Origin of the sequence: Brachyspira catarrhinii, assembly GCF_005518285.1 — a bacterium.
Classification (GTDB): Bacteria; Spirochaetota; Brachyspiria; order Brachyspirales; family Brachyspiraceae; genus Brachyspira; species Brachyspira catarrhinii.
On the sequence record NZ_SJDU01000039.1, the window covers coordinates 1 to 11,158 of the forward strand.

Annotated in this window: 11 protein-coding genes; 10 read left to right on the top strand and 1 reads right to left on the bottom strand. The window is 32.8% G+C overall.

All coding sequences use genetic code 11. The features are described 5' to 3' along the window. The first annotated feature begins 9 nt into the window (after positions 1–9). Together EZH24_RS13965 and dapF are read left to right on the top strand one after the other, a co-directional pair. Positions 10–828 (top strand): PorT family protein, encoded by an 819-nt coding sequence (locus EZH24_RS13965; RefSeq protein ID WP_419670428.1) that lies wholly within the window; start codon positions 10–12, stop codon positions 826–828. Positions 829–935: 107 nt separating this feature from the next. After that, positions 936–1,802: a diaminopimelate epimerase gene (dapF, locus tag EZH24_RS02685; protein ID WP_137997590.1), complete on the top strand. Its 867-nt coding sequence runs from the start codon at positions 936–938 to the stop codon at positions 1,800–1,802. Positions 1,803–2,147: 345 nt separating this feature from the next. Here dapF and murI read toward each other — a convergent pair whose 3' ends face one another. Continuing rightward, complete coding sequence (gene murI / locus EZH24_RS02690; RefSeq protein ID WP_137997591.1) at positions 2,148–2,966, bottom strand: glutamate racemase; 819 nt, start codon at positions 2,964–2,966, stop codon at positions 2,148–2,150. 161 nt (positions 2,967–3,127) lie between these two features. Between murI and EZH24_RS02695 the strand changes: the two genes are divergently transcribed. The 8 genes from EZH24_RS02695 to EZH24_RS02730 form a co-directional block, all read left to right on the top strand. Further along, positions 3,128–3,367 carry an OadG family protein gene (locus EZH24_RS02695; protein WP_137997592.1) on the top strand — a complete coding sequence of 80 codons (240 nt, stop codon included), beginning with the start codon at positions 3,128–3,130 and terminating at the stop codon, positions 3,365–3,367. A gap of 50 nt (positions 3,368–3,417) precedes the next feature. Next, positions 3,418–5,214: a biotin/lipoyl-containing protein gene (locus tag EZH24_RS02700; RefSeq protein WP_137997593.1), complete on the top strand. Its 1,797-nt coding sequence runs from the start codon at positions 3,418–3,420 to the stop codon at positions 5,212–5,214. A gap of 43 nt (positions 5,215–5,257) precedes the next feature. Beyond that, the gene (locus tag EZH24_RS02705) at positions 5,258–6,718 is read left to right on the top strand and encodes a sodium ion-translocating decarboxylase subunit beta (protein ID WP_236847042.1); all 1,461 of its coding nucleotides are present in this window, start codon (positions 5,258–5,260) and stop codon (positions 6,716–6,718) included. Between the two features lie 76 nt (positions 6,719–6,794). Further along, positions 6,795–7,385, top strand: coding sequence for a biotin transporter BioY (locus tag EZH24_RS02710; protein ID WP_137997594.1), 591 nt, complete (start codon positions 6,795–6,797; stop codon positions 7,383–7,385). Between the two features lie 357 nt (positions 7,386–7,742). Next, on the top strand, positions 7,743–8,672 hold the full coding sequence (locus tag EZH24_RS02715; RefSeq protein ID WP_137997595.1) for a toxin A: 930 nt from the start codon (positions 7,743–7,745) through the stop codon (positions 8,670–8,672). A gap of 36 nt (positions 8,673–8,708) precedes the next feature. Next, on the top strand, positions 8,709–9,803 hold the full coding sequence (locus tag EZH24_RS02720) for an FtsW/RodA/SpoVE family cell cycle protein (RefSeq protein ID WP_137997596.1): 1,095 nt from the start codon (positions 8,709–8,711) through the stop codon (positions 9,801–9,803). Continuing rightward, positions 9,800–10,888 (top strand): UDP-N-acetylglucosamine--N-acetylmuramyl-(pentapeptide) pyrophosphoryl-undecaprenol N-acetylglucosamine transferase, encoded by a 1,089-nt coding sequence (locus EZH24_RS02725; protein ID WP_137997597.1) that lies wholly within the window; start codon positions 9,800–9,802, stop codon positions 10,886–10,888. Before EZH24_RS02720 ends, EZH24_RS02725 begins: the two co-directional genes overlap by 4 nt. Positions 10,889–10,940: 52 nt before the next feature. Next, a partial coding sequence (locus EZH24_RS02730; RefSeq protein WP_236847043.1) for a Mur ligase domain-containing protein occupies positions 10,941–11,158 on the top strand: 218 nt, incomplete at its 3' end.

An 11,158-nucleotide genomic window follows, 5' to 3' on the forward strand; every position in this document is an offset into this window, starting at 1 on the left:
ATATTATTTATGAAAAATTTGAATTTAAAAAAATTATTTTTCATAGTTTCAATTTTTATAATTTTCAATATTTCCGCATTTGCAAAAAGCGGTTTCGAGTTTATATTGGGCATTCCAATAGGCGGAAACTATGCATATCCTACCAAAGACATGAAAGTTGCAGTGGACTATGTAAAATATGAAATGAGCGGATTTTTTGGATTTGATATTGGAGTTATTTCTCAATTAGGTTATATGTTTCAAATTAGAGACAGTTTAGCCGTAAGCGCTTTAGGAGAAATTGGATACGCTCGAGATAAATATCAATTAGAATATTATGGGGATAATTTTGGCATCTATGGAGGAAAATTTACTATTAGCCATAACAATATTCAAATAGGATTATTGCCAAAATTGAATATAAGAGGATTTTCAATAGGAATTGGAGGAGGAATAAAAATCCCCGTATCTTTATCATACTACGATGAGGAAACAAGTTATACTTCGGTAGATTATTCTATTGCTATAGTAGAAGGTGTCGAAGGAGATGGAGGATACTATCAAAAATTTATATCAAAAGTAAATATGGATAATAAAATTATATATTATGCAAAAATTACTTTAGATTATTCGCTATTTATTAATGATAATATAGCCTTTAATATAGGATTATATTTTGGATACGATTTTCTCCCTAAATATCAAATATTAGCTTTCAGTTATTATACATATTCTTCAATGTTTCCATTTGAGGATGATGGAAAAAATTATTATGTTGAAAAAGCGAAGAATTACGGGACTTTTGATTTCGGAGTTCAATTAGGATTTAGATTTGGACCGAGAGTTTAAATATTTTTCTATTAATAATATAATTTAATTTATTAGTTCAAAAACGGTTTATACTTAATTATAAACTTTTTATTTTATTAAATCATTGTAGGATTTGAAATATTATTATGACAAACAAAATTTTATCATTCACGAAAATGCATGGAATTGGAAACGATTATATTTATATAGATTGTTTCAAAGAAGATTTTACGATTAAAGAGGCAAAAAAATACGCTCCGATTTTAAGTGACAGACATTTTTCAATCGGCGGAGACGGAATAATTTTGATAATGCCGAGCGAAAAAAACGACAAAGCAGATGTCCGAATGAGAATGTTTAATGCGGACGGTTCGGAAAGCGAAATGTGCGGAAACGGAATAAGATGCGTAGCCAAATATACTTACGATAAAGGAATAAGTAAAAATAATCCGCTCAAAATAGAAACTTTAAGAGGAATACTCGAAGCTAAATTATTTATAAAAAACGGAGAAGTCGACTCGGTTGAAATAAATATGGACTCTCCAATTTTGGAAGGCTTAAAAATTCCAACTACAATAAATAAAAACCCGATAATTGACGAGCCAATCGAAATAAACGGAAAAAAATATTTATTTACGGCGGTTTCTATGGGCAATCCTCATGCCGTGATATTCGTAGACGATTTGGAAAATTTGGATATAAGCTCTATCGGAAAATTGATTGAAAATAATTCTATATTTCCAAATAGAACGAATGTGGAATTTGTGGAAATAATAAACAAAGGCGAAGTGAGACAGAGAACTTGGGAGCGAGGAAGCGGAGAGACTTTAGCCTGCGGAACGGGAGCATCCGCCGTTTGCGTTGCGGGATTCATAAGCGAAAGAACGGAAAGCAAAATTTTAAATCATCTTTTGGGAGGAGATTTGACTCTCGATTATAGAGACGGAAAAGTTTTTATGAAAGGAGAGGCGAGATATTCGTTTGAAGGGAAAATAAATTTGAGTAATCTATGATATAACAATAGATTTTCGCATAAATGAGACAAAAAGTTATTGGTCATTGCGAGTGAGTTAAAACGAACGAAAGAATCCGCTTTAAATAGATTACTTCGGCTATAAAATAACCTCGTAATGACAAATTTAATGTCATTGCGAGCGTAAGTGAAGCAATCCGAAAATAAATATAATAAAAAAATACACCGCAATTAAATGCAATACCTTTTATAATTCAAGTTTACTTTATATAGATTTATTTTGCGAAAGTTCCCAATTGATGAGTGATTTCAGTTTGCCAACTTCCATTTGGATATATGTCATAATATTTTTGCACTTCAATAACTTTATTTTAAAAAATATTTACTAATCCAAATTAACGAATTCCAATTCATATTTTTCATTATTCAAAAATATATTCAAAAGATTTTTAGCTTTAATTTTATCGTTTGAAGTCGTGTATATGATTAATTTATTTTTTTTAATAATGTTATTATTTAAAAGATTATTTTCTTTCAAATATTTTTTTACCGAAAAAGCGGTTGGACGACTCGGTTCTATAATTTTTTTTACATTCTTTTTATTTTCTTTCAAAACTTTTTTTATATCATTCATTATTAAAGGATAATGAGTGCAGGCTAAAAGCAAACAGTCGGAATTTGAATCTATTCTTTTTATATAATTATTTAATATTTCAAATCTGTCTTCAAAACTTTGCCAATCGTTTTCTATCATTGGACATAATTTTTTGCAAACTATTTGAGTAATTTTTATGTCTTTATTTTTTTCTTTTATTTTTCTTAAATATATTTTTGATTTAACCGTAAAGTCCGTAGCCATAATAGATATATTATCTTTGGCAATTTTATTTGCTTCGGCACAAGCGTTTGAAATAACTTCTATTATTGGAATATCAAATTTTTCTTTCAATATTTCGGATGCCGATGCGGTAATCGTGTTGCATCCTATAACCAATATTTTGCAATTTTTATTTATAAGAAATTCCGCCATTTTTGAAGATAATTCAATTATTTCTTTTTTTGATTTGTCTCCATAAGGAATATTTTTATTGTCTCCAAAATAAATATAATTTTCGTTTGGCATCAATTTTAATAATTCTCTTAAAACCGTTATTCCGCCAAATCCCGAATCGAATATTCCTATAGGTTTTGAATTAATATTCATAAAAATAAATCCGTATAAATTAAAATCCATTATATAGAAAATTAACATAATAATCAATATATTTTACCATTCGTTATATTTTATATTAATTTACTTGAATATAAACAAAAAATATTGTATAATCTATCATAAAAATTAAATTAAAAATAGGAGAATATTTTATGAATAACGATATATTGGCGGCTATTCAAATAATGCTTATAGGTATGGGCGTTGTCGTTTTGTTTTTGATTATATTGGTTTATGCAATGAAATTCGTAAGTTTGGTTGTTGCCCAAGTAAACAAAATAATGCCTCCGCAAGAAGAAGCGGTTTCGTCCGCTCCCGTTCAATCGGCAAGCGGAGATAAAACAAAGGCTATAGCGATAGCTTTGGCTCATATACATGCTAATAAAAAGTAATAAAAATAAATTAACTTTAGTTTTAAATATTTTCAAGGAGAAATTAAATAATGTCAAAAAAAGAAATTAAATTTATGATAACGGCGTTTAGAGACGGTTTTCAATCCGTTTACGGAGCGAGAGTTCTATCTAAAGATTTTATGCCCGCCGTTGAAGCTTTCGTAAATGCGGGAGTTAAATATTTTGAATCGGGCGGAGGAGCTACATTTCAAAGCGCTTTTTTCTACAATAACGAAAACGCTTTCGATGTAATGGATTCCTTCAGAAAAACGGTAGGTCCCGATGTCGATTTGCAAACTTTGGCGCGAGGCGTTAATGTTGTGGGACTCGAATCTCAACCGAGAGAGATGATTAAATTGCATGCCGATTTATTCAAAAAACATGGAGTAACTACGATTAGAAATTTTGACGCTTTAAACGATGTGAATAATTTGATTTATAGCGGAAAATGTATCAAAGAAGCGGGACTCAAACATCAAGTATGCGTTACTATGATGGCTTTGCCTCCAGGTTGTAAAGGCGCGCATGACTCCGAATTCTACGCTAAAGTATTGAAACAGATTATGGATAATGTGGAATACGATTCGGTATGTTTCAAGGACGCTTCTGGAACTACCACTCCTCAAGTCGTTTACGATACGGTTAAAGAGGCGAGAAAATTGCTCGGAAGCGATATTCGTATTCAAGTTCATAGCCATGAAACCGCTGGAATCGGAGCTTTGCAATATAAAGCGGCTATCGAAGCTGGAGCGGATTATATAGATTTGTCTTTGGCTCCAGTGTCTGGCGGAACATGTCAAACGGACTTAATAGTTATGTGGCATGCTTTAAGAGGAACGGATTATTATTTCGATATAGATATTGACAAAATAAGAGACGCAGAAGAAGTATTCAAAGATTGCATGAAAGATTATTTCTTGCCTCCTGAAAGCAGAACGGTAGAGCCGATGATTCCGTTTGCGCCAATGCCCGGCGGAGCTTTAACGGCGAATACTCAAATGATGCGCGACATTAATGTTATGAACAGATTCCCAGAAGTCATTAAAGCTATGACGGAAGTGGTTGAAAAAGGAGGATTCGGAACTTCGGTAACTCCAGTGTCTCAATTTTATTTCCAGCAAGCTTTCAATAATGTAATGCAAGGAGCTTGGAAAAAAATTGCTGACGGATACGGCAAAATGGTTTTGGGTTATTTCGGTAAAACTCCAAGCGTTCCAGATGCGGAAATAGTTAAAATTGCAAGCGAACAGTTAGGATTGCAACCTACAACGGAACTCGCTATGGATATTGACGATAAAAATCCTAAAAAAGGTAGAAAAGCTGCGGAACAAGCTCTTAAAGACGCGGGAATTAACGATTTATCCGATGAAAATGTGTTTATAGCGGCGGCTTGTAAAGAAAAAGGAATTCAATTCTTAAAAGGCGAAGCTAAACTCGGCATAAGAAAGAATGCGGGCGGAGACGGAGTCAAATCCACAAGCAACGAAGTGACTGTAACGGTTGGTGGTTCAAGTTATGGAATAAAAATTGAAAACGGAAAAGCCATAGTTGACGGCGTAAGTTACGATTACACGATAAAAGACGGCATTTCGCAAACTGCATCCGCTCCAGCTCAAGCATCTTCAAGCGGTAGCGCTACTCCAATAACGGCGGGCTTGCCAGGAACGGTTGTAAAAATAGTCTCTCCAGTCGGAACTCAAGTTTCGGACGGAACTACGATATTGATTGTAGAAGCTATGAAAATGGAAGTTGAAATAAAATCTTCCGTTTCTGGTTCGGTTAAAGAGATTAAAGTTAAACCAGGCGATTCGATTGTCGCGGGGCAAGAATTGGCTATAGTCGGTTAATTTGGCGCGGTATTAAGGATATATTTATAAAAGGAGAAAATAAATGAATAAAATATTTTTTGTATTTGCGCTTATATTTATAACGACTTCGGTTTTATTGTCGCAAGAAAATCCAGTAGTTGTTTCCGAAAACGATTTGGAAAATATGAGCATTATAGAAAATACCGAAGAAACAACGGAAAACGATATTGGCGGTTCTTCGGAAAAATTAGATATTAAAGAATCGATTATTTCGCTTTTAAGAAATACGGCTTTCGGCGGATTTTTTCCTAAAAGCGAAGAGGATATAGCGGAAGAAAAACTTAAAGAAGAGAGAAGCATTAGGGAAAAATACGAAATTAAATTGCATGATATTCAAATAAAAAAAGTTCCTCTATGGCAAAATCTTATAATGATTTTCGTAGGATTAGTTTTAATTTATTTGGCTATCGCAAAAGGTTTCGAGCCTTTGCTTTTGATTCCAATCGGCATGGGCGGAATATTGGCTAATATACCAGTAGCGAATATTGCGGCTATTCCCGTAGTTCAGGTTATAAATAATATTCCCGTTACTTTAAGCGCGGGAGGATTTTTAGGGCAGGTTTACACTTTCGGTATAGAAGCGGGTTTGTTTCCGTTATTTATATTTATGGGTGTGGGAGCTATGACGGATTTCGGTCCTCTTATTGCAAATCCTAAAACGGCGTTGCTTGGAGCGGCGGCGCAAATAGGAATATTCGGAACATTGCTTGGCGCTATGCTTTTGTCCGCTTATGTTCCAGTTATAACATTTACTTTAAGAGACGCGGCTTCGATTGGCATAATCGGAGGAGCGGACGGTCCTACGGCTATATTCACGGCTTCAAAATTGAGCCCGAGTTTGCTTGGAGCTATTGCGGTTGCCGCATATTCTTATATGGCTTTAGTTCCAATAATTCAGCCTCCTATAATGAAACTTTTAACGACAGAAGAAGAGCGAAAAATAGTAATGAAACAGCTTCGTCCAGTAAGCAAGAGAGAAAAAATTATTTTCCCTCTTACCGTTATCATATTAATCGCTTTGCTTTTGCCCGATGCGGCTCCTCTTATAGGCGCTTTGATGTTTGGAAATTTAATCAGAGAATCTGGCGTGACGGAAAGACTTTCAAAAACCGCTCAAAACGAATTTATAAATATAGTGACAATTCTTTTGGGGTTGTCGGTTGGAAGCAAATTAGCCGCCGAAAAATTCTTGCGATTTGAAACTATAGGGATATTGGTTTTGGGGCTTGTCGCTTTTTCTATGGGAACCGCGGGAGGAGTTTTACTCGCTAAATTAATGAATCTTTTTAGCAGAGAAAAAATAAATCCGCTTATAGGAGCGGCGGGAGTTTCCGCCGTTCCAATGGCTGCGAGAGTGGCAAATAAAGTCGGGCAGGAATCCAATCCTCAAAATTTTCTTTTGATGCATGCAATGGGTCCGAATGTATCGGGAGTTATAGGCTCCGCTGTTGCCGCGGGAGTTTTGCTTGCCATATTAGGATAATAGAATAAAATATAAATTAAATAAAAAGATAAAAAATAAATTATAAAAATAAATAAATTTTTTTAAGGAGAAAAAAATGACTACATTAATTAAAAAATACAACGATGCGAGAGTTTATTTGATTAACGACGCGAGTATGGTTCAAAAAATGGCGCTTTCAATACTTTTTGCCATAATTTTAGCCGTTGCCTCTCAAATAAAAATATTTCTCTCTTTCACGCCCGTGCCAATCAATCTTGGAACATTTGCCGTTTGTATGGCGGGGACAACTTTAGGAGGTTTCTGGGGATTTATTTCGGTTGCAATATATATGTTAGCGGCAGCCGTTGGACTTCCAGTCATCGCGGGTTCGAGCTTTTTGGGAGCGACTACGGGATATATAGTAGGCTATTCTATTTGCGCTTTCGCTTTGGGAAAATGGACGGAAAAATGCGATATAAAAAAATATAGTTTTATAAAGACTTCAGCCGTTTTATTTATATTCCAAATAGCGATTATTCATATATGCGGTATGATAGGATTGTATATTTGGTCCGTTTATTCGCCCAATATTCAACCTTACACTCTCACGGAAGTTATAATGAAAGGGACCGTTCCGTTTTTGCTTACAGACAGCATAAAAGCTATGGTTCTTTCGTTATCGATGGGCTTTATTCTTAAAAAATAAGAAAGTTTTGAAATTAAAAATATATAAAGGAGTTCGTAGAAATGCGGACTCTTTTTTATCTAAATTGTTTAAATTAAATTGTTTTAAATACAGAATTTTTAAAAAGTATTTATTTTATCTAAATTTAGTATTCATTAATTTAATTAAATATATTTATATTTTTCGGAATATGAATTATTAAAATTTATGAGGAGCATTTGTTATAACAACGGGCAGTTGCCACTTGCATTGCAAACTGAGAATAATGTTTTTTTATTTTATAATATTGATTTTTTACTTTATAGACTATATTATATAAACAAAATATTATGTTTATTTTTACGATATTTTTTAAAATTTATAAATCAAGTTGTATAAATGTTATTAAGAAAATTGAATATTTTGAATATTATAACGGCGTTTTTTTTATGCTTTAATTTTGTATGTGCGAGTATAAATCCGCTTTTTAATATAAATCTTTCCGACATGCAAACATTTAATATTAATAATAGACCTTCCACAAATTCGGAAACTACAAACAGAGTCCATGAACTTTATATAGAACAAACGGCTGCGGGAGGTTATAATCCGATTAAATTCAACGCAGAAACGAAATTCTATTATAGAATGTCTTTATATAAAAATAGAAACGGTTTTTTATGGGACGGAAATAAAGCGGAATTTGGAATCGAAAATAATTTTTCTTTGGCTTCCGATATGGTGGGAGTTTATGCCGATATAAGACCTTTATATTTTTTTGGAATAAGAGCGTCCGCGAATTTTATAATCATGTATAATATTATGAATTACGGTTATGCGGGATTTTATACGAACGAAGGTATAGATTATTCCGCAAAAGCTTTATCTTCTATGCAAAAATACGATTCTTTCGGCTTTATGTTCGGAGTTTCTCCTTACCTTGTTTTTAAATTGCCGAACCTTGTGTTTATAAATAATTTTAGTCTCAATTATATTTTTGCGGGAGATAAAAATTATTATTATGAACCAAGAACTTCCATACTTCATAAGCAAAGCGAATTTGAAATTATGAACGAAGCTTTTATACTTGCAAATATGAATCCTATATATTTGGGAGGTTATTACGATTTGACTTATCTTTTGAATTCAAAAATAATGACTCATAAATTGGGAGTCGCGGGAATAATTTATTTTAATTTTTTACAAAACAGATTGAAATTTAATGTTCTTCTGACGGCGGGCTTGCATATTGGACTTCCAAATTATAACAGCAAAACTTTTATAGAAGCGAAATTGTCTTTAGCTTATAGAATAATGCGAAAAGAATAAAGTATAAATAATATAAAATAATTTAACGGATTTTTTATGATAAGAAGAAAATTGATACCAGATAAATATTTGCTAATAATATATGTCGCTTTACTTATAGCGGGACTTTTGGCTATTTACGGAGCGCAAATTATTCATGAACCTAACGGACAATATTTTTCAAATCATTTGCATTTGCTTATATTTATGCTTGCGATAACGATTTTAATTCTTATATTGCCCGACTTTTTTGATTTGCTCGATAGAATAGTGCCTTTATTGTTGGTTGGAACTTTATTATTATTGATAGCCGTTTTAATATTCGGTATAACCGTCCCTGGAAGTTATGCGAAAAGATGGCTTTTAATCGCTTCGAGTTTTACAATTCAGCCTTCCGAAATAGCGAAAATAACGACTACGATATATTTGGCGAGCGTTTTGAGTAAAAAAGGAGAGAAACTTTTTGATTTAAAAAAAGGTTTGTTTCCTCCTCTTATAGTTTTGCTTCTTATTTCCGTTCTAATATTGGTTGAGCCAGATTCTGGAACGGCTTTATTATTCGCAATGGTAGGTTTTTCAATATTTTCTTATGCTGGAATTCCTACTAAAAATTTAATAATATCCGCAATATTCCTTTTGCTATTATTTATTATTTTTATATTTAATGTTCCTTATATGAGAAACAGAGTAAACGCTTATTTTGACCCGCAGAATCAATCGGAAGAAGATATATATCAATCGAGAAGGGCGAAGTTGGCTTTCAATTACGGCGGTATTTCTGGGATTCCCGATGAAAATATTTTGGAAGTAAGCACGCATTTGCCAGCGGCTTTAACCGATTTTATATTCGCGTCGGTAGCTCAAAGATACGGTTTAATCGGAGACATAATAATTCTTCTTCTGTTTTTTTCGTTTACGATAAGAGGATTCATAATATCGTCTCGGATTAACGATTTGTTTTTAAAAAATATTTCTTTCGGAATAACGATATTTATAAGTTTGCAAGCGTATTTAAATATTATGGTGGCTACTCTTATGATTCCTACAACGGGAATGCCGCTTCCTATAATAAGCTATGGAAGAAACGCTTTAGCCGTAAATATGATTATGTTTGCCATTTTATTAAAAATAACTCAAAGGATAGAATCATGAAAAATATAATATTATGCGGAGGAGGAACGGCGGGGCATATAACGCCAGCTATTTCAATATACGACTTTTTTAAAAAATCGGGTTATAATCCTCGTCTCGTTGTGGCGGCGAAAGATTATAGCCTTATTCCAAATCATTATAATTTCAATAGCATAAATATAAACGCACCTGGAAATATATTTAAGAATATAGCTTTTATATTAAAATTTATTCCCGCTTTATTTAAGGCAAAAGATATAATAGAAAAACATAAGCCCGTTTGCGTAATCGGAATGGGAGGATTTGTGGCGCTTCCCGTTTTATATATGGCAAAATGGAAAAAGATTCCAATTTTTTTATGCGAACAGAATTCAATCCCTGGAAAAGTGAATAGAATATTTTATAAACATGCAAAATGCTGTTATTTAACATTTAGCAAAAGTTTGGAATATATGCCTAAAGGAAAAGTTTTTGGAAATCCAGTTAGAGAAGATTTTTTTGTAGTGGGTAGAGAGAGCGCAAGAAATGTAATGAGATTAAAAGAAAACGAAAAACTGCTTGTAATCATGGGAGGTTCGCAAGGAGCTTTGAAATTAAACGAATTATTTTTTGAATGCATAAAACCTATTCAGTCTAAAGTGGAAAATTTGCGTATAGTTTGGCTTGCGGGACCAAAATGGGCAAATCAAATGATTGAAAAAGTAAATATCGCTAAATTAAATAATATAACAGTTCACAGTTATTATAGAGATATGCCGACTTTGATGCATGCTGCGGATTTTATGGTTTCGAGAGCGGGGAGCAGTTCTATAAGCGAAATACTTGCCGTTAATCTTCCTTCTTTACTAATTCCTTTTCCTTATGCGGCGGATAATCATCAATATTTTAACGCTTTGGATTTATCAAATAAAGATATGGCTTATTTAATCGAAGAGTCGGATTTGGATAAAGATAAATTAAGCAATATCATAATAAAGAATTTGAATAACGAAGAAAGACTTACAACCATGCGAAATAATATTAAGAAAAATTTTACTGCAAAAGCTGTTTCTTCAATAGTTACGGATATTGTTAATAATTTGGAAGCGGAAAAATTAAAAAAATAATAAATAAAAAATAATTATACTAAATCGAATTGGAATTTGAAATATGTTTACGATGTTTAAAAGAAAAAAAGAAAAAATACATTTTGTTGGAATAGGCGGAATAGGAATGAGCGCGATTGCAAGCGTCCTTAACGCTATGGGTTATACGATTAGCGGAAGCGATTTGGCGAAAACGGAAAAAACTAAATCTTTGGAAGAAAGCGGAATAAAAGTTTTTTACGGGCATAAGGCAAGCAATATAGAAGACGATATTATAGCCGTTGCACTTCT

Bases quoted from the DNA above. Each gene is read 5' to 3' on its own strand.
- EZH24_RS02720 (WP_137997596.1), top strand. From the start codon at position 8,709: ATGATAAGAAGAAAATTGATACCAGATAAATATTTGCTAATAATATAT.
- dapF (WP_137997590.1), top strand. From the start codon at position 936: ATGACAAACAAAATTTTATCATTCACGAAAATGCATGGAATTGGAAAC.
- EZH24_RS02695 (WP_137997592.1), top strand. From the start codon at position 3,128: ATGAATAACGATATATTGGCGGCTATTCAAATAATGCTTATAGGTATG.
- EZH24_RS02700 (WP_137997593.1), top strand. From the start codon at position 3,418: ATGTCAAAAAAAGAAATTAAATTTATGATAACGGCGTTTAGAGACGGT.
- EZH24_RS02725 (WP_137997597.1), top strand. From the start codon at position 9,800: ATGAAAAATATAATATTATGCGGAGGAGGAACGGCGGGGCATATAACG.
- murI (WP_137997591.1), bottom strand. From the start codon at position 2,966: ATGAATATTAATTCAAAACCTATAGGAATATTCGATTCGGGATTTGGC.
- EZH24_RS02715 (WP_137997595.1), top strand. From the start codon at position 7,743: ATGTTATTAAGAAAATTGAATATTTTGAATATTATAACGGCGTTTTTT.
- EZH24_RS02705 (WP_236847042.1), top strand. From the start codon at position 5,258: ATGAATAAAATATTTTTTGTATTTGCGCTTATATTTATAACGACTTCG.
- EZH24_RS13965 (WP_419670428.1), top strand. From the start codon at position 10: ATGAAAAATTTGAATTTAAAAAAATTATTTTTCATAGTTTCAATTTTT.
- EZH24_RS02710 (WP_137997594.1), top strand. From the start codon at position 6,795: ATGACTACATTAATTAAAAAATACAACGATGCGAGAGTTTATTTGATT.